This is a genomic window from Streptomyces litchfieldiae, from assembly GCF_031845365.1.
Lineage (GTDB): Bacteria > Actinomycetota > Actinomycetes > Streptomycetales > Streptomycetaceae > Streptomyces > Streptomyces litchfieldiae.
The window spans coordinates 52,684-76,504 of the sequence record NZ_JAVREL010000024.1; the positions used below are offsets into that span (position 1 = coordinate 52,684).

Sequence of the window (23,821 nt, forward strand, 5' to 3'; positions counted from 1 at the left end):
GTACGCTGCTGATATGAGTGACGGCACAGAGGTCCCGCTGAGGGAGCTGAATCAACAGACATCCCGTGTCCTGGCCCGGGTGGCTGCCGGAGAGACGGTGACCATCACCAAGGACGGCGTTCCCATAGGGGACATCGTGCCCCGGGGTGCACTGTCGGGTCGGCCCGCGTATCCGTTCCGTACGGATCCCATGGGGGATTTGGATCTTCCGGACCTGGGTGGCCCCGCTCTCGACGACGACGAGATCGAGGCGACACTGCGAGGCATGGGCGACGCCGCCGCAAGCAGGGACGCCGATGGCTGACATCCCGGTCGCGATCGCCGGCACCAACGCGCTGTACCGGCTGTTCTCCCCGAAAGATCCTCGCCACTCGGCCCACCGGAAAGCGCTCGCGCGGACGGGCCACGTCGTGGTGTCGCCCATGGTCCTCACCGAGTTGGACTACCTGCTCACGTCCAAGGTCGGTTCGTCAGCGGCGATGAACGCCCTCGACTTCATCGCCGCGCAGACGGAGGCCCGCCGTTTCGAGATCCCCGACACCACACCACACCTCAGGAGCGCCATGGCGGTGATGCGCGGCTACGCCGATGCCGACGGCGGCACTGGGGTGGGGCTCACGGACGCCATGAACGTGGCCCTCGCGGCGGCCTTCCGGACGGCCGACCTGTTGACCACGGACGGTCACTTCCGCATGATGCGGCCGCTCACCGGCCAGCCGGCCTTTCGCCTGCTCCCTGAGGATCTCTGACCGCCTGAGCAGTGTCTGATCCGCCGCGCTCGCGGATGAGGGCCGCCACGCCGTCGAGGATGAAGCCGACGCCGTAGGCGAAGTCCTCGTCCGCGTTGCCGCTCCCGGCGTCGAAGGCCCCGGAGCGGACGACGCGCGCCACCGTGGGGTAACGGCCGTCGTCCACCACGCGGGCCAGCATCTTGCCGTACACCTCGCCCCACTCCTCGTAGGTGACGCCGGTGAGCGGGGCGGCCCGCCGCATGGACACCTCCTGGCGCGCCTCGTTCATGGCGTAGCCGCTGAGGATCATCAGCACCCCCACCATGTCGCCCTCGTCCAGCCCCGTGTCGACGAGCGAGGCGAGCACGACCTCCATCCACATCAGGTTGTTGGGCCCCATCGGCGGGCCGCTGATGCCGATGTCCAGCATCCAGGGGCGCCGCAGGAACAGCTTCCGGCAGCCGCTGGCGTAGGCGGTGAGCCGGCCGCGCCAGTCGTCCGGCCAGTCGGTGGTGTCCGGCTGGCCCGACGCCGCCTCGAACATCAGGTCGAGCAGATCGTCCTTGCGGGGGACGTAGCGGTACAGGGACATCGTGGTGACGCCCAGCCGCTCGGCGACCTTGCGCATCGACACCCCGCCCAGGCCCTCGGCGTCGGCGATCTCGATGGCCGCCGCCACGATGCGGTCCACGCTGAGGCTGCCGCGCGGGCCCCGGGTGCCCGGCCGATGGGTGCGCCACAGCAGGTCGACCATGACCTCCAGGTCCCGCAGTCCGCCGCGTTCGGCAGCCATCCCGCTCCTCGTCCGATCCGATCACCGATTGACCGAATCTTAAAACTGTGTATGGTGTATACCCAAGTCTACGGTGTACACAGTTTTTCGGGGAACGGATGCGGAGATGGCTGACCACGCGATAACGGCCGAGGCGCTGCGCAAGCGATACGGCGACAAGCAGGCGCTCGACGGGTTCGACCTGGCCGTGCCCGCCGGCACGGTGCACGGGCTGCTGGGACCCAACGGCGCGGGGAAGACGACGGCGGTGCGGGCGCTGACCACGCTCGTGCGCTACGACGCCGGACGCGCCGAAATCTGCGGGCACGACGTGGCGCGGCAGCCCGCCCAGGTGCGGTCGGTGATCGGCCTGACCGGCCAGTACGCGGCCGTCGACGAGCAGCTCAGCGGCCGGCAGAACCTGGTGATGTTCGGCCGGCTCTACAAGCTCCGGCCGCGCGCCGCCCGGCGCCGGGCCGACGAGCTGCTGGAGCGGTTCGGGCTGACCGAGGCCGCCGGGCGGAACGCCGGGCAGTACTCGGGCGGCATGCGCCGCCGGCTGGACCTGGCGGCCAGCATGATCCGCGTCCCGCGCGTGCTGTTCCTGGACGAGCCGACCACCGGGCTGGACCCGCGCAGCCGCAACCAGGTCTGGGACGCGGTCCGTTCACTCGTCGCGGCGGGCACCACCGTGCTGCTGACCACCCAGTACCTGGAGGAGGCCGACCAGCTCGCCGGCCGCATCTCGGTCATGGACGCCGGGCGGGTGGTCGCCGAGGGCACCGCCGACGAGCTGAAGGCGCTGATCGGCGGCGACCGGGTCGAGGTCGTCGTCCGGCACACCGCCGAGCTGGACGCGGTGGCCGCCATCGTCGGCCGCGTGTGCGGCAGCGCGCCGGAGACCGACCGGGACACCCGGCGGGTGGGCGCGCCGGTGGCCGACCGGGTCACCGCGCTGACCGAGGTGGTCCGCGCGCTGCACGACGCCGGGATCGGCGTGGAGGACATCGGCACCCGGCGGCCCACGCTGGACGAGGCGTTCCTGTATCTCACCGGCCACCGGGCCGGGGCGGACGAGCGGCGCGCGGCGCCGGAGGTGGCGGCATGAGGCGCGCGCGCTGGGCCCTGGCGGACGGCTGGGTCATGACCAGGCGGAACATGTCCCATCTCGTCCGCACCCCCGAGGAGATGGCCCTCTACTTCACGCTGCCGATCATGTTCGTGCTGGTCTTCGGCTATGTCTTCGGCAGCGGCATGGCGGTTCCGGGCGGGGGCGAGTACCGGGAGTTCCTGCTGCCCGGCGTTTTCGCGATGACCATGCTCTACGGCATGGGCGCCACCGGCACCGCCGTCGCCATGGACGCGGGGCGCGGCGTGGTGGACCGGTTCCGTTCGATGCCGGTGGCCCGTTCCGCGCTGCTCACCGGGCGCAGCGCGGCGGACCTGCTGCGGGCGGCGCTGGAGATGTCGGTGCTCGTGGTGTGCGGGCTGCTGGTCGGCTGGGAGTGGCACCGGGGGCTCGGCCGGGCGCTGATCGCGGTGGCGCTGGTGCTGGCGCTGCGGGTGGCGATCACCTGGATCGGGATCTATCTGGGCCTCGTCGTGAAGAACCCGGACACGGTCGGCACGATCGTCTTCCCGCTGGCCTTCCCCCTGACCGCCGTGTCCAACGTCTTCACCGCGCCCGGGCTGATGCCGGGCTGGCTGGGGACGATCGCCGAGTGGAACCCGCTGTCCGCCACCGTGGCGGCGATCCGCGAGCTGTTCGGCAACCCGGGCCTGGAGAGCGGGACCTGGGCCACCGACCACGCCCTGCTGCTGGCCGTGCTCTGGCCGGTGGTGCTGACGGCGGTCTTCGCGCCGCTGTCGGTGCGGCACTACCAGCGGCTCAGCCGCTGAGGCACCGCGCGGCGGAACGCGGCCGGGCCCCGCGCGGTGTGCGCGGGGCCCGGTCGTCTCGTGGGGACGGGTCAGATGGTGACGCCGTTGGCCCGCAGGTAGGCCAGCGGGTCCACGTCCGAGCCGTAGTCGGGACCGGTGCGCACCTCGAAGTGCAGGTGCGGGCCGGTGCTGTTGCCGGTGGAGCCGGACAGGCCGATCTGGTCGCCGGTGCCCACGGTCTGGCCGACGCTGACGGAGATCGACGACAGGTGGGCGTACTGGCTGTAGTGCCCGTCGGCGTGGCGGATGACGACCTCGTTGCCGTACGCGCCGCCGGAGCCGGCCGTGACGACCTCACCGTCGGTGATGGCCTTCACCGGGGTGCCGGTGCCGACCGGGAAGTCCACGCCGGTGTGGTAGCCGGAGGACCAGGAGGAGCCGGCGACGCCGTAGGCGGTGCCCAGGGCGCCCTCGACGGGGGCGGTGAAGCCGCCGGCGGACTCCTCGGCGGGCGCGGGCTCCGGCTCGGGGGCTGGCTCCTCGGCCGGGGCGGCCTGGGGCTCGGCCTCGGCGGCGGCCTCGGCACCGGCGAGGGACAGCTCCTGACCGGGGATGATCAGGTTCGGGTCGTCGCCGATGACCTCACGGTTGCCGTCGTACAGGCCCTTCCAGCCGCCCTCGACGTCCTCGGCCTGGGCGATCTTGGACAGGGTGTCGCCGCCGACCACGGTGTAGGTCCCGGCGGGCTGGGCCGCCGGGGCGGCGGCCGGGGCCAGGGCCTCGACGGCCTTGGGGGCGGCGGCCGTGACGGCGGTCTCGGCGGCCGGAGCGGCGCTCGCGCCGCCCGCGGCGATGAGCGGCAGGGCCACGCCGGCACCACCGGCGGTGAGCATGAGGGAAACGCGCGAGATGCGCCGGACGCGCTGGCGGCGGTGACGTCCGCGTGCGGACATAGGGGTGCTCCTCTCCAGCGCCTGCGAGGTGAGCTGTCGGGTTCGGGCCGGAGATGCCCGGCCGCCGTGAATTCGGGCCCAAGGACTCGAATTCGCCGGCGGCTTCACCCCGAGCCGGCGCGTCGGAAACGCTCCGGCGAAAGTGGTTCCCCCGCTCCTGTCACGGGAATTGCTGCGTTTTCCGCTGCCGGTGACAGGACTCGGCGTCCGGAGCGGAAGGCCGCGGGTGCGGCGCGAGGAGCACCGTAAACCGATTAATTCGGGCAAGACAAGAAAGAGGCCGCGCCGAGCCCATGATCGGAAATAGCGGGACACGCTTTCGGTGACGTTGCGCAAGGATTCCATTACCGAGCGCACGGACGCCGGAAGCGGCCCGTTCCGCCAACTTTCCCTGAATACCCGTCACTTGAGGGCACTCGCGAATTCGACAGCCGGACCGCGCCGACGAAGGAAAAGCCGCGAGTGAACTCGGTCACGGCGCCCGCCACAAAGACCTTTATCGGGCGGGATGTTCGCAATGTCTTATTCGCCGTCGAGGGCGTCGATCGTCGCCACCGAGGGGGCGCGGCGCTCGCTCAGATCCCGGGCGACCGCCTCGGCGTCGCGCAGCACGCGCACCGCGTTGTGCCAGGTGAGCTTCGCCAGATCCGCCGGCGACCAGCGCCGCTCCAGCAGCTCCGCGATCAGCCGCGGATAGCCCGTCACGTCCTCCAGGCCGTCCGGCAGGAACGCCGTCCCGTCGTAGTCGCCGCCGATGCCGATGTGGTCGATGCCCGCCACCTCGCGCATGTGGTCCAGATGGTCCGCGACCGTGGCCACGGTGGCGTGCGGGCGCGGGTGCGCCTCCTCGTACGCCCGGTGCACGGCCATGGCGCGCTCGGTGGTGTCCAGCGGGTGCAGCCCGTGCGCCCGCAGGTTCTCGGCGGCGCCGATGGACCACTCGACGGCGGCGGGCAGCACGAAGTTCGGCACGAAGGTGGCCATCGCAACGCCGCCGTTGGCGGGCAGCGCGGCCAGCACGTCGTCCGGCACGTTGCGCGGGTGGTCGCACACCGCGCGGGCCGAGGAGTGCGAGAAGATCACCGGGGCCTCGGTCACCCGCAGCGCGTCGCGCATCGTGGCGGGGGCGACGTGCGAGAGGTCCACCAGCATCCCCATGCGGTTCATCTCCCGGACCACCTCCTCGCCGAACGCGCTCAGCCCGTCGTGCCGGGGCTCGTCGGTCGCCGAATCCGCCCAGTCGATCGTGTTGTTGTGGGTCAGCGTCATATACCGGACGCCGAGCCGGTGGAAGGCGCGGAGCGTCGCCAGGGAGTTGTTGATGGAGTGCCCGCCCTCGGCGCCCATCAGCGAGGCGATCCGGCCCTCGGCCCGGGCCGCCGCCATGTCGTCCGCCGTGCGCGCGGGCCGCAGGTGCTCCGGGTAACGGTCCTGGAGCCGCCCGACGACGTCGATCTGCTCCAGGCAGGCGCTCACCGCGCTGTCCCCGGACAGCACGGCGCTGACGTACACCGACCAGAACTGCGCGCCCACGCCGCCCGCCCGCAGCCGCGGCAGGTCGGTGTGCACCTGGCCGCTCTGGTCGGCGGCGATGTCGCAGCGGTCCAGGTCGTAGCCGACGCGCTCGCGCAACGCCCACGGCAGGTCGTTGTGCCCGTCCACGACGGGGTGTTCGGCCAGCAGTTCCCGGGCCCGGGCCAGCCCGGCCGCAGTGGTCACGACGCGTCCCCGCCGGCGGCCAGGCCGGCGCGCAGCAGGCGGCCCTTCTCGGCGGCCTGCTCGCGCAGCCCGCGCTGGTAGTCGCGCATGCGCTCGGCCAGCGCCGGGTCGTGCGCGGCCAGGATGCGGACGGCGAGCAGCCCGGCGTTCTTCGCGCCGCCGACGGAGACCGTGGCGACCGGCACCCCGCCGGGCATCTGCACGATGGACAGCAGCGAGTCCAGGCCGTCCAGGTGCGCCAGCGGCACCGGGACGCCGATGACGGGCAGCGTGGTGACCGACGCCAGCATGCCGGGCAGATGGGCCGCGCCGCCCGCGCCGGCGATGATCGCCTTCAGGCCGCGGCCGGCCGCCTGCTCCCCGTAGGCCACCATCTCGTGCGGCATGCGGTGCGCCGAGACGACGTCGGCCTCGTAGACCACGCCGAACTCGTCCAGCGCGTCGGCGGCGGCCCGCATCACGGGCCAGTCGGAGTCGGAGCCCATCACGATGCCGACCTGCGGCGGGAGACTGCTCATTCGTCGATGATTCCTCTGAGGTAGTCGGCGGCGTGCCGCGACCGCTCGCGGACGTCGGCCAGGTCGTCGCCGAAGGTGGTGACATGCCCGACCTTGCGGCCCGGCTTCACATCCTTGCCGTACATGTGGATCTTCAGCCCCGGGTCCCGGGCCATGCAGTGCAGGAACGCCGGGTACATGTCGGGGAAGTCGCCGCCGAGGACGTTGGTCATCACGGTCCAGCGGGCGCGCGGGCGCGGGTCGCCCAGCGGCAGGTCGAGCACGGCGCGCAGGTGGTTGGCGAACTGGGAGGTGACGGCGCCGTCCTGCGTCCAGTGGCCGGAGTTGTGCGGGCGCATGGCCAGCTCGTTGACCAGGACCCGGCCGTCGGCGGTCTCGAACAGCTCCACGGCGAGATGGCCGACGACGTTCAGCTCGCGGGCGACGGTGAGCGCCAGCTCCTGGGCGGCGAGGGCGAGCGCGTCGGGCAGGCCGGGGGCCGGGGCGATGACGGTGTCGCAGACGCCGGCGACCTGGACGGACTCCACGACGGGGTAGGCGACGGCCTGCCCGTGCGGCGAGCGGACGACGTTGGCGGCCAGCTCGCGGGTGAAGTCGACCTTCTCCTCGGCCAGCACGGGCACCCCGGCCCGGAACGGCTCGGCCGCCTCGGCCTCGGAGCCGACGACCCACACGCCCTTGCCGTCGTAGCCGCCGCGGACGGTCTTGAGCACGACGGGGAAGCCGCCGACCTCGTTCTCCGCGAAGCGCCGGACATCGGCCGGGTCGGCGACGATCCGGTGCCGGGGGCAGGGCACGCCCAGCTCGGTCAGCCGCGCCCGCATCAGGCCCTTGTCCTGCGCGTGCTCCAGCGCGTCGGGGCCCGGCCGGACGGCGATGCCCTCCGCCTCCAGCGCCCGGAGATGCTCGGTCGGCACATGCTCGTGATCGAACGTGACCACGTCGCACCCCTGCGCGAACGACCGCAGCGTGTCGAGATCGCGGTAGTCGCCGACCACGACATCGTGCACGGCCTGGGCCGCCGAGTCCTGTGGCGTCTCGCTGAGCAGCCTGAATCTGATGCCGAGGGGGATGCCCGCCTCGTGGGTCATGCGGGCGAGCTGACCGCCTCCGACCATGCCGATCACCGGGAATGTCACACACCCAGCGTAACGGCCGCCCGTCCGGCGCCGACCGGCCGGGCGGAACCGCGTGGCGCCGCCGCACGTCCTTGTTCACGGTCGCGCGGGGGCGATGCGAGGCAACCGCGGGAGAACTCAGCAGAAGGGCATACATGCGCATCGGCCGAGGCCGCCGGGAACCGGCTGGTTAGCATGGCAGCCATGAGCGACCGGCGCACGCTCCGCGACCGCCTGCGCGGCATCGCCCAGGAGGCCGCGAAGTTCGGCACCGTGGGCGCCTTCGGCTTCCTCGTGAACGTCGTCGTGTTCAACCTGTGCGGCCAGGCCGCCGGCCTGGCGCCCATCCGCTCCGGCGTCATCGCCACCTCGGCGGCCATCTGCGCCAACTACCTGGGGAACCGGTACTGGACCTACCGGCACCGCGACAAGACCGGCCGCAGCCGGGAGGCCGGGCTTTTCCTGCTGTTCTCCTGCGTGGGCATGGTGATCGAGAACGGGGTGCTGGCGCTGTCGCACTACGGCCTGGGCTTCACCTCGCCGCTCGCGGACAACCTCGCGAAGAACGTGATCGGGCTGGGCATCGGCTCGCTGTTCCGCTTCTGGTCCTACCGCACCTGGGTGTTCCGCACCGCCCCCGCGCCGGCCCCCGGCGCCACCCCGGAACCGGCCACGGCCGGCTCCCCCGGCAACTGAGGCGCCTCAGCACGCCTCTTCGGCCTCACGACTCAAGAACAGTGCGAAGACGGGTGGCCGCTGCTGGAGCAGTTCCAGCCGGCCGCCGTCCGCCTCCGCGAGGTCCCGGGCGACGGCGAGTCCCAGGCCCGTGGAGTTCCGCCCGCTGACCGTGCGCTCGAAGACGCGGGCGCCCAGTTCGCTCGGCACGCCCGGGCCGTTGTCCGTCACCTCGACGACGACCTGGTTCCCGGTGGTCCGGGTGCGCAGCGCCACCGTGCCCGCGCCGTGCATCAGCGAGTTCTCCACGAGGCACGCCAGCACCTGGGAGACGGCGCCCGGCGTGCCCACGGCGCGCAGGCCGGACTTGCCGGAGCGCACGAGCGCGCGGCCCGCGCTGCGGTAGGCCGGCCGCCACTCCTCCATCTGCTGCACGACGACCTCGTCGAGGTCGAAGCCGACCGCGGAGCCCAGCCGGGCGTCGCGGGAGTTGGTCAGCAGCCGCTGCACGACATCGGTGAGCCGTTCCACCTGGGCCAGCGCGATGGCCGCCTCCTCGGCGGCGGCGTCCCGGTCCTCGGTGGCGATGATCTCCTCCAGCCGCATGGTCAGCGCGGTCAGCGGCGTGCGCAACTGGTGGGAGGCGTCGGCGGCCAGCCGGCGTTCGGCGGTGAGCATGCGGGCGATCCGTTCCGCGCTGGCGTCCAGCACGTCCGCGACCCGGTCCAGCTCGGCGACCCCGTAACGGCGGTGGCGCGGCCGGGGGTCGCCGGAGCCGAGCCGTTCGGCGGTCTCGGCGAGATCGGTCAGCGGCGCGGCCACCCGGTGCGCCTGCTGGACGGCGAGCAGCGCGGCGGCGGCGACGGCCAGCAGCGAGACGACCAGGATGATCGTGACCATCCGCCCGATCTCGTTACTGACGATGCTCCGGGGCTGCTCGACGGTGACGGTCTCGCCGTGCGCGCCGGTCGCCTCGGCGCTCATCACGTCGCCCTCGGGCGGCTCCCCCAGCAGCACCGGCGGCGAGTCCGGCAGCTCGATCCGCACAAAACGGTCGGCGGGCGCGGAGGAGCGCATCTCCTGCTCGGTGACCGGCTCGCCGGCGGCCAGCCGGCTGTCGACCTCGGCCAGCACCCGGGCAACCTCGGACTCCAGCCGGTTCCGCGCGCTGTTCTCGATGGTGCGGGTCTCGACGAAGAACAGCGATACGCCGAAGACGGCGATCACGATGAGCACCACGGCCAGTGTGGAGTTGATCAGACGGCGACGCACGTCCCGGCCCCCGTCAGCTCTTCTCGAAGCGGAATCCCACTCCCCGGACGGTCGCGATGTAGCGGGGGTTGGCGGCGTCGTCGCCCAGTTTCTTGCGCAGCCAGGAGATGTGCATGTCGAGGGTCTTGGTGGAGGACCACCATGTGGTGTCCCACACCTCGCGCATGAGCTGCTCGCGGGTGACGACCCGGCCGGCGTCGCGCACGAGCACCCGCAGCAGGTCGAACTCCTTGGCGGTCAGGTGCAGCTCCTCGTCGCCCATCCACGCCCGGTGCGACTCCACGTCGATGCGGATGCCGTGCACGGCGGGGGCGGGGGCCGTCTCGGCGCTGCCGCGGCGCAGCAGCGCGCGGACGCGGGCGAGCAGCTCGGCGAGCCGGAAGGGCTTGGTGACGTAGTCGTCGGCGCCCGCGTCGAGGCCGACCACGGTGTCCACCTCGTCGGCGCGCGCGGTGAGCACGAGAACGGGCAGCCCCAGCCCCTCGGTGCGCAGCCGGCGGCAGACCTCCAGGCCGTCCATGCCCGGCAGCCCGAGGTCGAGCACGACCAGATCGACGTCGCCGCGCAGTCCGGCTCGCAGCGCTCCGGGACCGTCCTCCCGCACCTCCACCTCGTATCCCTCGCGGCGCAGCGCTCGGGCCAGCGGCTCCGAGATGGATGCATCGTCCTCGGCGAGCAGTACTCGGGTCATGGGCCGATGGTAGACCGCAACGCTTTGCCCGCGGGGGCAGTCCGAGCAGGGGGTGACCGGGGGTCAGTCGGTAACGGGAACGGCGAGCTCGGCCCAGACCGTTTTACCGGGGACTCCCGCCTCGTGGGCGACGCCCCAGTCCAGGCACAGCCGCTGCACGATGAACATGCCGTGCCCGCCGGGGCGTCCCGCGCGACGCGTGGTGCGCAGGGCGGGCACGCCGTCGCCGTGGTCGGCGACCTCGATGCGGAGCACCTTGGTACCGCGGCCCATGCGCAGTTCCTCGGGGCCGCCGGCGTGCAGACAGGCGTTGGTGACCAGTTCGGAGACGACGAGGAGAACGTCCTCGGCGGCGGCGCGCTGCTCGTCCGTGACGGCGGGCAGCCACTCCCAGTCGCCGAGGGCGGCGCGGGCGAACTCGCGGGCGCGCGCGACGACGCCGGGGCCGATCAGCCGCAGCCTGCGGACCTGTTGGATTCCATCCGTGACGGTGCCCGGCGCCTGTGGCTCCGGGCCCTGCTCATCTGCCGGATGAGGCCGGGTGGTCCCCATGCACGCCTCCCCTCACCGCATCGCCGCGCCGCTGGCTGGCCTGGCCGAACCGTCCCTGTGGCCCGGCGTGACTGGTCTTCTGCCCTTGCGGCCGGTGACCACACCCGTCCGATCCCGGCAATAGTGTGACTCGGCGGACCGGGTGCCGTACAGCGGGCCCGGGTCCGGCGTCAGTCCGCCGGGAGCGCGGCGAGCGCGTCGTCGAGACTGCCGTGCAGTGTGAAGACCGCACCGGCTCCTGTTATCTCGAAGACCCGGGCGACAATTGGGCGCATTCCGGCCAGATGAACCTGGCCGCCGGCCGCCTCCGCGTCCATGCGTGTGGCGAGAAGCACATTGAGCCCGGTGGAGTCGCAGAACTCCAGCGCGGAGCAATCGATAACGATCGGGTAACAACCGTCCGCGACGCACTCGTCGAGGGGCGAGCGCAGCTTCTCGGCGGAGTGGTGATCGAGCTCTCCCGCGGGCGTGACCACCGCTCCCGAGCCCATGCGGCGCACATCGACCGTCAACTGGCGCCGGCGCGCCTCGCCCGGCATCCCGCGGTCCATGCAGCCCCCTTCAGTTCGGGACGCGTTCCTGGCTAGGTTCGAAACCTTAGTGCTTGACGCGACGGCCCGACACCCGAACAAGCCCGACCTTCTTCGGAATTCGGGCGTAGCAGACTTGCCATGGCCGCCGCGAGACCGGTAGGTCTAGAGGACATCGGATTCCCAAGCCGGCTTTGGAGGCGCCGCACCCGGCAGTGCACGTCACGGCTTCGGCAGCCATATGCCGAGAAACTACGGAGGACACACCATGTCACCGGCCCCTCGTACTCACGAACCGCGTACCGGCGGCACCCCCGCCGCCGACGTCTCGTCCTCCCCCGCCCCTGACCCGGCGGCGGCGGACGACGTGCTCGCGTCGTTGCCCGAGATCCCGCCCTTCGACGAGGTGGCGCCGCTCGACGCGCGCGCCCTGTCGAAAAGCCTCTTCGCCAGGCTGCGGACCCTGGAAGAGGGCACCCATGAGTACGCGTATGTACGGAACACCCTGGTTGAGCTGAATCTGGCGCTGGTGAAGTTCGCCGCGTCCCGTTTCCGTTCCCGCAGCGAACCGATGGAGGACATCGTCCAGGTCGGCACGATAGGTCTGATCAAGGCGATCGACCGCTTCGAGGCCGACCGGGGTGTGGAGTTCCCCACCTTCGCGATGCCGACGATCGTCGGCGAGATCAAGCGTTTCTTCCGCGACACCTCCTGGTCGGTCCGGGTGCCGCGACGGCTTCAGGAGCTGCGGCTCGACCTCGCCAAGGCGGGCGACGAGCTGGCCCAGAAGCTGGACCGCGCCCCGACGGTCGCCGAGCTCGCCGCCCGGCTGGAGATCAGCGAGGACGAGGTCGTGGAGGGCATGGCCGCGTCCAACGCCTACACGGCCAGCTCGCTGGACGCGCAGCCCGAGGAGGACGACGCGGAGGGCGCGCTCGCCGACCGCATCGGCTACGAGGACCACGGGCTGGAGGGCATCGAGTACATCGAGTCCCTCAAGCCCCTGATCGCGGAGCTGTCGCCGCGCGACAGGAAGATTCTGTCGTTGCGCTTCGTGGCGAACATGACCCAGTCGGAGATCGGCGAGGAGCTGGGCATCTCGCAGATGCACGTCTCCCGCCTGCTGGCCCGCACGCTCGGCAGGCTGCGGCGCGGGCTGATGGTCGAAGAGTAGAAGCCGCTGGTCGAGGAGTGGATCAGCGAGGCTCAGGCCCCCCGGACGCGGTCCGGGGGGCCTCGCCATGTCCGGGGTCGCGCTCGGGACCGTGCTCCGGACTGTGCTCCGGGCACGCCAGGCGGGCGGTGCCGGGGATGGCCCCGAACGCCCGCCGCACATGGGCGCGCAGCTCGGCACGGCAGGTGGTGTCGTCCGCGCACGGTACCTCGCCGGCCGCCGCCCACTGGCCGATCGCCCATCGCCAGGCGGCGAGCATCAGCTCCAGCAGCAGCCGGTCGTGCAGCGCGGCGGCTGCGTCCGGGGCCGGTCGGCGCGCGGCGACAACGGCCAGCGCGCGCTCGGTGATCTCCGAGCAGTGCCGCAGGCTGTGCGCCACCAGCGCGGGGGTGCGGTCGCACAGCGCGCGGCTGGCCAGGAACCGGCGCTCCCAGCCCTCCGTCATCTGCCCGATGGCCGCGAACAGGGTGTCCTGGTAGTCGGCGAGCGTCGAGGCGCCGGGCGGCCGGCGTTCCAGCTCGGCCAGATACGTCGTCCAGAGCTCCTTCTCGGGAGCGAGCGCCACATCCTCCTTCGAACTGAAGTTGCGGAAGAAGGTGCGCTGGGACACGTCGACCGCGTCGACCAGCTCGTCCAGCGTCGTCTCGCCGAACCCCTGCTCGGTGAACAGCCGGAGCGCTTCCTCCACCAGCGCGCGCCGGGTGCGCAGCTTCTTGCGCTCGCGGAGCGTCAGGCCGGTGTCGGTGGTCACGGGCGGAGTCTACCCAGGAGGTGCGGCCAGCGGAAGGCGTTTGCCCGTTGCCAGCTAATGCCGGTCACTGGCATATTGTGCTCCGAGCGGCCGGCGGATCATGAGGGATCCCGCCGGAGCCGGACCAAGGAGTCACGATGCGCGCCTGGACGATCGACCACTCGGCACCGGAAGCACTCGCCCTCACCGAGGCCCCCGACCCCGAGCCGGCGCCGCACCAGGCGCTGATCCGGGTGACGGCGTTCTCGCTCAACTACGGCGAGGTGACCTACGTCATCCCGAACGGCGAGAACGGCGCCGTGCCCGGCTGGGACGCGGCCGGCGTGGTGGTCCGGGCGGCGGCGGACGGCTCGGGACCCGTGGCCGGCACCCCGGTGGTGGCGCTCGGCGACGGCGGCGCCTGGGCCGAACTGCGCGCGGTGGACACCGACGTGCTGGGCGTCGCTCCCAACGACGCGGACCCCGGCGCCATCAGCACCCTGCCGGTCGCGGCCGGCTCGGCGCTGCGCGGCCTGCGCCGGCTGGGCCCGGTGCTGGGGCGGCGGGTGCTGGTGACGGGCGCGGGCGGCGGCGTCGGCCGGTACACCGTCCAACTGGGCGCGCGCGCCGGGGCGCACGTCATCGCCGCCACCACCGACCCGGCCAAGGAGGAGACGCTGCGGGAGCTGGGCGCGGACGAGGTGATCGTCGGCACGGAGGGGCTGGCCGACCGGCTGGGCGCGCCGGTGCACGGCGTGATCGACACGGTGGGCGGCGACACGATGGTGCAGGCGTACGCGGCGCTGGCGGAGCGCGGGGTGCTGATCTCCATGGGGCACACCTCGGACGGGGGCGAGTCGTTCCCCTTCGGCCACTTCTCCGGGCTGCTGGGCCACGACCGCGTCATCACCTCCTACTACCTGCTCCGGGACTCCGACGGCCTCGGCGAGGATCTGACGTGGCTGGCCGGGCTGCTGGCGCGCGGCGAGCTGGACGCGCAGATCGGCTGGCGGGGCGAGTGGACGCGCGTGCGGGAGGCCACGGCGGCGCTGGCCGCCGGCAAGGTGTCCGGCAAGGCCGTGCTGGAGATTCCGGCGGCGGGCTGAGGCGGGTGCGCGCCGGTGGCCGGTGCCGCGGGCGGGGACCAGCGGTTAGGGTGCCCGCATGCTGCGCACAGTGCTGTCCGTCAACCTCGGCCGGGCCCAAGCCGTCGCGTTCACCGACGCGGAAGGCGGCCTGACCGGCATCGACAAGCGCCCGGTGGACTCGCCGGTGGCGGTGGCCGCGCCCGGGCCGCGGGGGGTCGCGGGCGGCGGCCTGGCCGGGGACGCGATCTGCGACCGGCGCCACCACGGCGGCGACGACCAGGCCGTCTACGTCTTCGCCCGGGAGGATCTCGACCGCTGGGAGCGGGAGTTGGGCCGCGAGCTGGGCGACGGCGTCTTCGGCGAGAACCTCACCACCCGGGGCATCGACGTCAGCGACACCCGGATCGGTGAACGCTGGCGCGTCGGCCCGGACCTGGTCCTTGAGGCGACCTCCGCGCGCATCCCCTGCCGCACCTTCGCCGACTGGCTGGGCGAGCGGGGATGGGTCAAGCGCTTCACCAACGACGCCGCGCCCGGCGCCTACTTCCGCGTGATCGAGCCGGGCACGATCCGGGCCGGGGACCCGGTCGAGATCGTGCACCGGCCCGATCACGAGGTGTCGGTCTCGTTCCTCTTCCGCGCCCAGACGAGCGCGCCCGAGCTGCGGCCCCGGGTCATCGCGGCGGGCGAGGCGCTGCACCCGGAGAAGCTGGCGCTCGCCCGCCAGTGGGCGGCAGCCGGGGACGTTACTCGCTGATGTCCTGGACGAGCTGCGGGTAGTTCCCGTCGGGGTCCTCGACGGTGGCCAGCACCACCGGCTCGCCGGGCACGGGCTCGGTGACGGGGCGGATCCAGCGCGCGCCGAGCTCGTTCAGCCGGGCCTCGGCCGCGCGGATGTCGTCCACCTCGAAGTTGAACAGGACCCGGCCCGGCTCGGCGGCCCGGGGCGCCACGTCGTCGCGCCGCTCGAAGATCAGCCAGGTGCCGCCCAGTTGGAGGGCGAGCACCGGCTCCGAGACCTTCTCGGCGTCCGGCGCGAACGCCGCCCGGTACCACTCGTAGAGCCGCTCCGGGTCGGTGCTGCCCAGGACCAGACCGCCCAGGTGCGGATTCTTGCCCGTCGTGGTCGTCATTGATCGCTCCTCGGTAGGTGATGGCATCACCCGGGCAGACCGGACCGGGAGCGGAAACTCATCGGTCGCCCGCCGGTTCCGTTCCGGCCAGCGCCTCGCGGAGGGCGCGTTCGTGCAGATGGCGGCGCACATAGACGGCGAGCGCCGCGACAATCAGCGTCACGGCGAGATAGGGCGCGCGCAGCCCGGCCTCCCGGCTCCACTCCGCCTCCACCAGCGTCACCAGGCCGCCGCCCGCCGCCATGCCCAGCGGCATGGAGCCCCAGCCCAGCAGCCGGTACACGCTGTTGACCCGGCCCAGCAGCCGATCGGGAATGATCGTCTGACGAAGCGAGACGGTGGTGACGTTCCAGAGAACGGCGCCAAATCCGGTCGCCCCCATGGCAGCTCCGACCAGGTAGGCGTTGGAGGCGAACGCGGCCGTGCCATAGGCGGTCACCTCGATCGCCAGCAGCACCAGCAGCGAACGGCCCGGCCCGATCCGCCGCGTCACGCCGCCGGCGAGCACTCCGCCCAGCAGGCCGCCGACGCCCGCCGCCGAGCTCAGCAGGGCGAAGCCCAGCGGGCCCAGGCCCAGCACCTCCTGCGCGTACAGCACGTGGACGGCCATGGCGCCGGCGGTGGCGCCGTTGATCACAGCCAGCGAAATCGCCAGCCGCCGCAGCACCGCGTGCCCCCACAGCCAGCGCACGCCCTCGGCGATCTCGGCCCGCATCGAACGGCGCGGCGCCGCCTGCCCGTTGGCACCGGCCGTCGGCTCCACCCGGGCGCGGAAGCGGCCGCGCAGCAGGAGGAGCAGCAGCACGGAAACGGCCGCGGTGGTCGCGTCGAACGCGAACGGCGCGGCCAGCGACAGGCCGATCAGCGCGCCGCCGAGCGGCGGGGCGAGGAACTCGTCCGACACCATCTGGGTGGCCATCAGCCGGCCGTTAGCCGCGGCGAGCCGGTCCCGGGAGACCACGGACGGCAGCAGGACCTGGGAGGTGTTGTCGAACAGCACCTCCGCGAAGCCCAGCGCCAGGGCGCAGCCGCACAGCAGCGGCAGCGACATGGTGTCGAGCGCGACGAGCAGCGCGACGGTGCCCACGATCAGCGCCCGCGCCGCGCTCATCGACAGCATCAGGTGGCGCCGGTCCAGCCGGTCGGCCAGCGCCCCGGCGGGCAGGCTGAACAACAGCCACGGCAGGCGTATGGCCACCCCGGTCAGCGCGACGAGGAACGCGTTGGTGGTGAGGGTGGTCGCCAGCCAGGGGAACGCGACGGCGGAGGCGCCCTGGCCGAGGTTGGACACGGCGCCGGCGGACCACAGCTTCCAGAAGGCGGCGCCAAGGCCGCGGCGTGCCACGGGAGTTCCGGTCCCCACCCGCGCCCCCCTTCGTTCATTCGTTCGTCGTACACCCTGCCGAACGGAACCGCCGGGCGCCATGGCCGCCCGGGTCAGACCTCGCGCCGGCCGCCGCGCCACACGGCCGCGACCAGCGGGACCCCCGGGCGGTAGGCGAGGTGGACCGGGGAGGGCGCCTCCAGCAGCACGAGATCGGCGCGGGCGCCGGGGGCGAGGCGGCCGATGTCCGTGCGGCCGAGCGAGGCGGCGCCGCCCGCGGTGGCGGACCAGACGGCCTCCTCCGGGGTCATGCCCATCTCCCGGACGGCGACGGCGACGCAGAACGGCATGGAACTGGTGAACGAGGAGCCGGGGTTGCAGTCGGTGGCCAGGGCGACCACCGCGCCCGCGTCCAGCAGCCGGCGCGCGTCGGGGTAGGGCGCGCGGGTGGAGAACTCGCAGCCGGGCAGCAGGGTGGCCACCGTGCGCCCGCCGCTGTCGGCGAGGGCGGCCACGTCGGCGTCGGTGAGGTGGGTGCAGTGGTCGGCCGAGCGCGCGCCCAGCTCGACGGCGAGGCGCACGCCGGGGCCCGGGCCGAGCTGATTGGCGTGCACCCGGGCGGACAGGCCGCGCGCCAGGCCGGCGGTGAGCACGGCGCGGGCCTGGTCGGCGTCGAACGCGCCGCGTTCGCAGAAGACGTCGATCCAGCGGGCGTGCGGCGCGCAGGCGTCGAGCATCGGGCCGGTGACCAGCGCCACGTACGCGTCGGGCGTGGCGGCGAGTTCGGGCGGAACGACGTGCGCGCCCAGGAAGGTGACCTCCTCGGTGTGGGCGCGCGCGACGCGCAGCGCGCGGGCCTCGTCCTCGACGGTGAGGCCGTACCCGGACTTGGTCTCCACGGTGGTGGTGCCCTGGCGCAGCATCTCGCGCAGCAACGCGGCCAGGTTGGCGGCCAGTTGGGCGTCGGTGGCCCGGCGGGTGGCGGCGACGGTGGTGCGGATGCCGCCCGCGGTGTAGGGGCGGCCGGACATCCGGGCGGCGAACTCCTCGGTGCGGTCGCCCGCGAACAGCAGGTGGGAGTGCGCGTCGACGAAGCCGGGGAGCACGGTCCGGCCGGCGGCGTCGTGGTGACTGTCAGTGGCGGGTGTTCTCCTGGAGGGGCCGGTCCACACGACGCGGTCGTCCTCCATGACGAGCGCGGCGTCCGGGACCGTGCCGAGCGGACCGCGGCCGAGGGAGGGATCGTTGGTGATGAGCTGGCCGATGCCGGTGATGGCGGTGCTGGGCATGCTGTCGCGGCTCCTCAGCGGAGGGACCGCAGCGTGGCCACGGCCTTGTGCAGGACGCGCGGGGCATTGTGCACGAGCTGATGCGTCCCGTCCCGCACGATGTGCCGGCCGCCGACCACCGTGTGCCGCACATCGGCGGAGGTCGCCGCGAATACGACCGCCTCGAGGGCGAGCCGGGGCGGCGGGCCGACGGTGCGGATCGAGTCCAGCGCCACGGTGGTGAAGTCGGCCAGGCCGCCGGGCTCCAGGCGTCCGCTCTCCGGCCAGCCGAGCGCGGCGTGGCCGTGCTCGGCGGCGGAGCGCGTCAACTGCTCGGCGGTGAAGTGGCCGCGGACCTGGGTGCGCAGGCGCTCGTGCAGCTCCAGCGCGCGGGCCTCTTCGAACGGGTCGATCACGGCGTGGCTGTCGCTGCCCAGGCACAGCGGGCTGCCCGCGGCGCGCAGCCGGGCGGCGGGGCCGATGCCGTCGGCCAGGTCGCGTTCCGTGGTGGGGCACAGACAGGCGATGGTCGCGCTGCCGCCCAGCAGTTCGATGTCCTCCGCGGTGAGGTGGGTCGCGTGCACGGCGGTGGTGCGCGGACCCAGCACGCCGTGGTCGGCCAGCAGCCGGGTGGGGGTGCGGCCGTGGGCGCGCAGGCAGTCCTCGTTCTCCCTGGGCTGCTCGGAGAGATGGAGGTGGAGCGGGGCCTTGCGGTCCTCGGCCCAGGCGGCGACGGTGGCCAGCGCCTCGGCGGGCACGGCGCGCACCGAGTGGATCGCGGCGCCGATCCGCGTGTTGCCGTCGCCGCGCAGCGCGTCGGCGCGCTCGGCCCAGGCGTCCGCGGTGCCGTCGGAGAACCGCAGTTGCGTCCGGACCGGCCCCTCGCCGAAGCCGGCCGCCAGATAGCACGTGTCCAGCAGCGTGATCCGGATCCCGGCCTCCGCGGCGGCGGCGATCAGCGCCTCGCCCATGACGTTGGGGTCGTCGTAGCGGACGCCGCCGGGCGCGTGGTGCACATAGTGGAACTCGCCGACGCAGGTGATCCCGGCCAGCGCCATCTCCGCGTAGACGGCGCGGCCGAGCTCGAAGCAGGTGTCCGGGTCCAGCCGGGAGGCGGTGTCGTACATGGCCTTGCGCCACGTCCAGAACGTGCCGCTGCCGACCTGGACGGCGGAGCGCAGGGCACGGTGGAAGGCGTGGCTGTGCACATTGGCCAGGCCCGGCAGGGTCAGTCCGCGCAGCGCGACGGCACCGGCCGGGGGCTCCTCCGCGCCCAGGGCCACGGAGGAGATCAGGCCCGCGGGCGTGGTCGTGATCACCACGCCGGGCTCGACGGTGCCATTCAGCCAAACGTGTTCGGTCCAGTACTTCTGTGCGGTCAGCGACACACCAGGCCCTCCAGTACGTCGGCCAGCGCGGTGACTCCGGCCAGGCAGTCGTCGGTGTCGGCGTGCTCACCGGGCGCGTGCGAGACACCGGTCGGGTTGCGTACGTACAGCATGGCGGTGGGCACGGCCGCGGCGAGGATCCCGGCGTCGTGTCCCGCGCCGGTGGGCAGGACGGGTGCGCCGCCGAGCCGGGCGGCGATGCCGTCCCGCAGCCCGGGGGCGAACTCGACGCCGGGCGTGTGCGACTCGCGGGTGACCTCCACGGTGACGCCGTCCCGGCCGCCGCGCTCCGCCGCCGACCGCTCGATGTCAGCGACCAGAGCTTCCAGGGTGGCGGCGTCGGGGGCGCGGGAGTCCAGCCAGCCGGTGACGCGCTCGGGCACCGCGTTCACCGCGTTGGGCCGGGTGGTTACCTTGCCGAACGTGGCGAGGGCACCGGCGAGCCGGGCCCGTTTGCGCGCGGCGAGCACCGTGTGGGCGTATGTGAGCATCGGGTCGCGGCGGTCCTCGACGCGCGTGGTGCCGGCGTGGTTGGCCTCGCCGCCGAAGTCGAACCGCCAGCGCCCGTGCGGCCAGATGGCCGAGCCGACGCCGACGGCCCGGTCCAGCCCGGCGAGCGCGCGGCCCTGCTCGATGTGCAGCTCGACGAACGCGCCGATCCGCGCGAGCCGTTCGGGATCGGGCCCCAGGGCGTCCGGGTCCAGCCCGGCCCGCTCCAGGGCGGCGGCCAGCGGGACGCCGTCCGCGTCGGTCAGCCGACGGGCCCGGTCGGGCGCCAGCAGGCCACAGGTCAGCCGGGAGCCGAGACAGGCCACGCCGAAGCGGGCGCCCTCCTCCTCGGCGAAGCCCACCACGCCCAGCGGCCGGCGCCCGGCGACGCCGCGCTCCCGCAGCAGGTCCAGCGCGGCGAACGCGGAGACGACCCCGAGCGGCCCGTCGAACGCGCCGCCGTCCGGCACCGAGTCCAGGTGCGACCCGGTGACGACGGCATCGCCCCGGGCCGGATCGCCGTGCCAGGCCCACTGGTTGCCGTTGCGGTCCACCTCGTAACGCAGCCCCCGCGCCTCGGCCTGCTCCCGGAACCAGGCCCGCAGCTCGGCGTCCGCCCCGGTCCAGGCGAACCGCCGGTACCCGCCGCGCGCCATCCGCCCCACCGGCCCCAGCGCCGCCCACATCGCGGTGAAGCCGTCGGGCCGCGCGGCCGGGCCGCCCGGCGCCGTCACGGCAGCTCCCGCATCGGCACCCGGACGCCGCGCTCCCCGGCGATCCGCTCGGCCGTCTCGTAGCCGGCGTCCACATGGCGGATCACGCCCATGCCGGGGTCGTTGGTCAGGACGCGGCGGATCTTCTCCCCGGCCAGCGGGGTGCCGTCGGCGACCGTGACCTGGCCGGCGTGGATCGAGCGGCCCATGCCGACGCCGCCGCCGTGGTGGATGGAGACCCAGGAGGCGCCGGAGGCCACGTTCACCATGGCGTTCAGCAGCGGCCAGTCGGCGATGGCGTCCGAGCCGTCGCGCATGCCCTCGGTCTCCCGGTAGGGGGAGGCCACCGAGCCGCAGTCCAGATGGTCGCGGCCGATCACAACCGGCGCGGCCAGCTCGCCGCGCGCCACCATGTCGTTAAAACGCTCCCCCGCGCGCTCCCGTTCGCCGTAGCCGAGCCAGCAGATCCGGGCCGGCAGGCCCTGGAACCGCACCCGCTCCCCCGCCAGCGTGATCCACCGCGCCAGCGACTCGTTCTCCGGGAAGAGTTCCAGGATCGCCCGGTCGGTGGCCGCGATGTCCGCCGGGTCGCCGCTGAGCGCGGCCCACCGGAACGGCCCCTTGCCCTCGCAGAACAGCGGCCGGATGTACGCGGGCACGAACCCCGGGAAGGCGAAGGCCCGTTCGTACCCGGCGAGGCGCGCCTCGCCGCGGATCGAGTTGCCGTAGTCGAAGACCTCGGCCCCCGCGTCCTGGAAGCCGACCATCGCCTCCACGTGCCGCGCCATCGACTCGCGCGCCCGGCGCGTGAACGTGTCCGGCTCGGCGGCGGCGTACGCGGCCATGTCGGCGAAGTCCACGCCGAGGGGCAGATAGGCCAGCGGGTCATGGGCGCTGGTCTGGTCGGTGACGATGTCCACCGGCGCGCCCGCGGCCAGCAGCCGGGGCAGCACGTCGGCCGCGTTCCCCAGGACGCCGATCGACAGCGCCCGGCGCTCGTCCCGGGCGCGCACCGCCTCCTTCAGCGCCTCCTCCACGGTGTCCGCCCGCGCGTCCAGATAGCCGTGCCCGATGCGCCGGTCGATCGCGCGCGGATCGCAGTCGACGCACACGGCGACCCCGCCGTTCATGGTCACCGCCAGCGGCTGCGCGCCGCCCATCCCGCCCAGCCCGGCGGTCAGGGTGATGGTCCCGGCCAGCGTCCCGCCGAACCGCTTGGCCGCCACCGCCGCGAACGTCTCGTACGTGCCCTGGAGGATGCCCTGGGTACCGATGTAGATCCAGGAACCGGCCGTCATCTGGCCGTACATGGTCAGCCCCAGCTTCTCCAGCCGGCGGAACTCGTCCCAGGTGGCCCAGTCGCCCACCAGGTTGGAGTTGGCGATCAGAACGCGCGGGGCCCACTCGTGGGTGGTCAGCACGCCCACCGGCCGCCCGGACTGGACGAGCATCGTCTCGTCCGGCCCCAGCGTCCTCAGCGTGGCCACCATCGCGTCGAACGAGCGCCAGTCGCGGGCCGCCCGCCCGGTGCCGCCGTAGACGACGAGTTGGTCGGGATGCTCGGCCACCTCGGGGTCGAGGTTGTTCTGGAGCATCCGCAGCGCGCCCTCCTGGGCCCACCCCCGGGCGGTCAGCGCGCCGCCGCGCGGCGCGCGCACGGGTCGAGGTCCTGCCATGGCCTGCCTCCCCGGTGAGAGATATTCATTCACTGTAGATGCTGAATATTTCCAGTCAACGGGGCGTCCGCCGCTCGCCCCCGACCCGTGCTTGGCTGGTGGCATGGTTCTGCCCACCCGACGCGACCTGGCCGTCCGCGCTGTCCTCGCCCGCGGCCTCCTCACCGACGACCAGCCGCTGGCCGCCCTGCTGGACCTGCGCGCGGTCCAGGACGCGGCCACCGCTCTCCATGCTGCCTTCGCCGAGGTCACCGCGCCCGGCCAACCGGTGCTGCACACCTTCGCCGTCAAGGCCGGCTCCCTGGTCCCCGTGCTGCGGCTGCTCGACGGCTTCGGCATCGGCTGCGAGGTGGCCAGCCCCGGCGAACTGGCCCTGGCCCGCGCCGCCGGGGTGGCCCCCGACCGCATCGTTCTGGACTCCCCCGCCAAGACCCCCGCCGAGCTGCGCGAGGCCGTCTCCCTCGGCATCGCGCTCAACGCCGACAACCCGCAGGAACTCACCCGGCTGGACGCCCTCGCCGGCTCCGGCCCGCCGCCCGCTGGCCCGCTCGGCCTGCGGATCAACCCCCAGTTGGGCGGCGGCACCATCGACGCGATGAGCACCGCGACCGCCACCTCGAAGTTCGGCGTGGCGCTGCGCGACCCCGGCGCCCGCGACTGGGTGCGGCGCGCGTTCCTGGACCGGCCCTGGCTGACCCGGCTGCACTGCCACGTCGGCTCCCAGGGCATGGCGCTGGGCGCGATGGCGGCGGGCGTGCGGGCCACCTACGAGCTGGCCGAGGAGATCAACGAGGCGGCCGGCCGGCGCCAGATCGACACCCTCGACATAGGCGGCGGCCTGCCGGTCGACTTCACCTCCGACGACAACGGGCCCCCGTTCCGGGAGTACGCCCGGCTGCTGCGGGAGACGGTGCCCGGGCTCTTCGACGGCCGGTACGGGCTGGTCACCGAGTTCGGCCGGTCCCTGCTGGCCAAGGCCGGGTTCATCCTGGCCCGCGTCGAGTACACCAAGTCCGCCGGCGGCCGGCCGATCGCCCTCACCCACGCGGGCGCCCAGGTGGCGGTGCGCACCGTGTTCGTGCCGGAGTCCTGGCCGATCCGAGTGGCCGCCTACGACGCCGAGGGCCGCCCGAAGTCCGGCCCGCTCGTGCGCCAGGACGTGGCCGGGCCCTGCTGCTTCGCCGGCGACCTGGTCGCCCGCGACCGCCCGCTGCCCGAGCTGTCCCCCGGCGATCTGGTCGCGCTGCTGGACACCGGCGCGTACTACTTCTCCACCCCGTTCGGCTACAACGCGCTGCCGCGCCCCGGCGTCTACGGCTACGCGGCGGACGACGACGGCCCGGCGGTGCTCACCACGCTGCGCCGCCCGCAGACGATGGACGAACTGGTGGCGGAGTACGGCGGGGACTGCTGAGGGCCACCCACT

The 23,821-nt window shown here is 73.4% G+C and carries 25 protein-coding genes and 1 riboswitch; of the genes, 9 read left to right on the forward strand and 16 right to left on the reverse strand.

Going from position 1 to position 23,821, the window contains the following annotated elements:
• The first annotated feature begins 13 nt into the window (after positions 1-13).
• Together RM590_RS30215 and RM590_RS30220 are read left to right on the forward strand one after the other, a co-directional pair.
• A complete protein-coding gene (locus tag RM590_RS30215; RefSeq protein WP_311707947.1) occupies positions 14-304 on the forward strand; it encodes a type II toxin-antitoxin system Phd/YefM family antitoxin in 291 nt (96 codons plus the stop codon).
• On the forward strand, positions 297-749 hold the full coding sequence (locus RM590_RS30220; RefSeq protein WP_311707948.1) for a PIN domain-containing protein: 453 nt from the start codon (positions 297-299) through the stop codon (positions 747-749). The genes RM590_RS30215 and RM590_RS30220 overlap by 8 nt, the downstream gene beginning before the upstream one ends.
• On the opposite strand, the gene RM590_RS30225 is transcribed toward RM590_RS30220, so the two are convergent.
• Positions 706-1,524: a TetR/AcrR family transcriptional regulator gene (locus RM590_RS30225; RefSeq protein WP_311707949.1), complete on the reverse strand. Its 819-nt coding sequence runs from the start codon at positions 1,522-1,524 to the stop codon at positions 706-708. The genes RM590_RS30220 and RM590_RS30225 overlap by 44 nt on opposite strands.
• 106 nt (positions 1,525-1,630) lie before the next feature.
• On the opposite strand from RM590_RS30225, the gene RM590_RS30230 reads away from it, so the two are divergent.
• The gene (locus RM590_RS30230; protein WP_311707950.1) at positions 1,631-2,611 is read left to right on the forward strand and encodes an ATP-binding cassette domain-containing protein; all 981 of its coding nucleotides are present in this window, start codon (positions 1,631-1,633) and stop codon (positions 2,609-2,611) included.
• The gene (locus tag RM590_RS30235) at positions 2,608-3,402 is read left to right on the forward strand and encodes an ABC transporter permease (protein ID WP_311707951.1); all 795 of its coding nucleotides are present in this window, start codon (positions 2,608-2,610) and stop codon (positions 3,400-3,402) included. Before RM590_RS30230 ends, RM590_RS30235 begins: the two co-directional genes overlap by 4 nt.
• A 71-nt stretch (positions 3,403-3,473) precedes the next feature.
• Here the strand turns inward: RM590_RS30235 and RM590_RS30240 are convergent, their stop codons facing one another.
• The 4 genes from RM590_RS30240 to RM590_RS30255 form a co-directional block, all read right to left on the reverse strand.
• Complete coding sequence (locus tag RM590_RS30240; protein WP_311707952.1) at positions 3,474-4,337, reverse strand: M23 family metallopeptidase; 864 nt, start codon at positions 4,335-4,337, stop codon at positions 3,474-3,476.
• A gap of 3 nt (positions 4,338-4,340) precedes the next feature.
• A riboswitch (cyclic di-AMP (ydaO/yuaA leader) is annotated at positions 4,341-4,524 on the reverse strand.
• A gap of 335 nt (positions 4,525-4,859) precedes the next feature.
• Entirely contained in the window at positions 4,860-6,056 is a 1,197-nt protein-coding gene (locus tag RM590_RS30245) for a dipeptidase (protein WP_311707953.1), read from the reverse strand.
• A complete protein-coding gene (purE, locus tag RM590_RS30250; protein ID WP_311707954.1) occupies positions 6,053-6,574 on the reverse strand; it encodes a 5-(carboxyamino)imidazole ribonucleotide mutase in 522 nt (173 codons plus the stop codon). Before purE ends, RM590_RS30245 begins: the two co-directional genes overlap by 4 nt.
• A complete protein-coding gene (locus RM590_RS30255; protein WP_311707955.1) occupies positions 6,571-7,713 on the reverse strand; it encodes a 5-(carboxyamino)imidazole ribonucleotide synthase in 1,143 nt (380 codons plus the stop codon). The genes purE and RM590_RS30255 overlap by 4 nt, the downstream gene beginning before the upstream one ends.
• 183 nt (positions 7,714-7,896) lie before the next feature.
• Between RM590_RS30255 and RM590_RS30260 the strand changes: the two genes are divergently transcribed.
• Complete coding sequence (locus RM590_RS30260) at positions 7,897-8,388, forward strand: GtrA family protein (RefSeq protein ID WP_311707956.1); 492 nt, start codon at positions 7,897-7,899, stop codon at positions 8,386-8,388.
• A gap of 6 nt (positions 8,389-8,394) precedes the next feature.
• On the opposite strand, the gene RM590_RS30265 is transcribed toward RM590_RS30260, so the two are convergent.
• From RM590_RS30265 to RM590_RS30280, 4 genes are all read right to left on the reverse strand, one after another.
• The gene (locus RM590_RS30265) at positions 8,395-9,639 is read right to left on the reverse strand and encodes an ATP-binding protein (protein WP_311707957.1); all 1,245 of its coding nucleotides are present in this window, start codon (positions 9,637-9,639) and stop codon (positions 8,395-8,397) included.
• Between the two features lie 13 nt (positions 9,640-9,652).
• Entirely contained in the window at positions 9,653-10,330 is a 678-nt protein-coding gene (locus tag RM590_RS30270; RefSeq protein WP_311707958.1) for a response regulator transcription factor, read from the reverse strand.
• Between the two features lie 63 nt (positions 10,331-10,393).
• Positions 10,394-10,882, reverse strand: coding sequence for an ATP-binding protein (locus RM590_RS30275; RefSeq protein WP_311707959.1), 489 nt, complete (start codon positions 10,880-10,882; stop codon positions 10,394-10,396).
• Positions 10,883-11,052: 170 nt separating this feature from the next.
• On the reverse strand, positions 11,053-11,433 hold the full coding sequence (locus tag RM590_RS30280) for an STAS domain-containing protein (RefSeq protein WP_311707960.1): 381 nt from the start codon (positions 11,431-11,433) through the stop codon (positions 11,053-11,055).
• 220 nt (positions 11,434-11,653) lie between these two features.
• Between RM590_RS30280 and RM590_RS30285 the strand changes: the two genes are divergently transcribed.
• A complete protein-coding gene (locus tag RM590_RS30285; RefSeq protein WP_394814004.1) occupies positions 11,654-12,586 on the forward strand; it encodes an RNA polymerase sigma factor SigF in 933 nt (310 codons plus the stop codon).
• 22 nt (positions 12,587-12,608) lie between these two features.
• Here RM590_RS30285 and RM590_RS30290 read toward each other — a convergent pair whose 3' ends face one another.
• The gene (locus RM590_RS30290) at positions 12,609-13,337 is read right to left on the reverse strand and encodes a TetR/AcrR family transcriptional regulator (RefSeq protein ID WP_311707962.1); all 729 of its coding nucleotides are present in this window, start codon (positions 13,335-13,337) and stop codon (positions 12,609-12,611) included.
• Between the two features lie 137 nt (positions 13,338-13,474).
• On the opposite strand from RM590_RS30290, the gene RM590_RS30295 reads away from it, so the two are divergent.
• Both RM590_RS30295 and RM590_RS30300 read left to right on the forward strand, forming a co-directional pair.
• Positions 13,475-14,422 (forward strand): zinc-binding dehydrogenase, encoded by a 948-nt coding sequence (locus tag RM590_RS30295; protein ID WP_311707963.1) that lies wholly within the window; start codon positions 13,475-13,477, stop codon positions 14,420-14,422.
• Positions 14,423-14,480: 58 nt separating this feature from the next.
• On the forward strand, positions 14,481-15,161 hold the full coding sequence (locus tag RM590_RS30300; RefSeq protein WP_311707964.1) for an MOSC domain-containing protein: 681 nt from the start codon (positions 14,481-14,483) through the stop codon (positions 15,159-15,161).
• Here RM590_RS30300 and RM590_RS30305 read toward each other — a convergent pair.
• The 6 genes from RM590_RS30305 to hutU form a co-directional block, all read right to left on the reverse strand.
• On the reverse strand, positions 15,151-15,537 hold the full coding sequence (locus tag RM590_RS30305) for a VOC family protein (RefSeq protein ID WP_311707965.1): 387 nt from the start codon (positions 15,535-15,537) through the stop codon (positions 15,151-15,153). The two genes, RM590_RS30300 and RM590_RS30305, sit on opposite strands and share 11 nt — an antisense overlap.
• A 58-nt stretch (positions 15,538-15,595) precedes the next feature.
• A complete protein-coding gene (locus RM590_RS30310) occupies positions 15,596-16,882 on the reverse strand; it encodes an MFS transporter (protein ID WP_311707966.1) in 1,287 nt (428 codons plus the stop codon).
• Between the two features lie 92 nt (positions 16,883-16,974).
• Positions 16,975-18,150, reverse strand: a complete 1,176-nt coding sequence (gene hutI, locus RM590_RS30315; protein WP_311707967.1) for an imidazolonepropionase — start codon at positions 18,148-18,150, stop codon at positions 16,975-16,977.
• A gap of 14 nt (positions 18,151-18,164) precedes the next feature.
• The gene (locus tag RM590_RS30320; RefSeq protein WP_311707968.1) at positions 18,165-19,517 is read right to left on the reverse strand and encodes a formimidoylglutamate deiminase; all 1,353 of its coding nucleotides are present in this window, start codon (positions 19,515-19,517) and stop codon (positions 18,165-18,167) included.
• Positions 19,508-20,692 carry an allantoate amidohydrolase gene (locus RM590_RS30325; protein ID WP_311707994.1) on the reverse strand — a complete coding sequence of 395 codons (1,185 nt, stop codon included), beginning with the start codon at positions 20,690-20,692 and terminating at the stop codon, positions 19,508-19,510. The genes RM590_RS30320 and RM590_RS30325 overlap by 10 nt, the downstream gene beginning before the upstream one ends.
• Before the next feature lie 44 nt (positions 20,693-20,736).
• On the reverse strand, positions 20,737-22,395 hold the full coding sequence (hutU, locus tag RM590_RS30330) for a urocanate hydratase (protein WP_311707969.1): 1,659 nt from the start codon (positions 22,393-22,395) through the stop codon (positions 20,737-20,739).
• A gap of 103 nt (positions 22,396-22,498) precedes the next feature.
• On the opposite strand from hutU, the gene RM590_RS30335 reads away from it, so the two are divergent.
• Entirely contained in the window at positions 22,499-23,809 is a 1,311-nt protein-coding gene (locus RM590_RS30335) for a type III PLP-dependent enzyme domain-containing protein (RefSeq protein ID WP_311707970.1), read from the forward strand.
• The last annotated feature ends 12 nt before the right edge of the window (positions 23,810-23,821 follow it).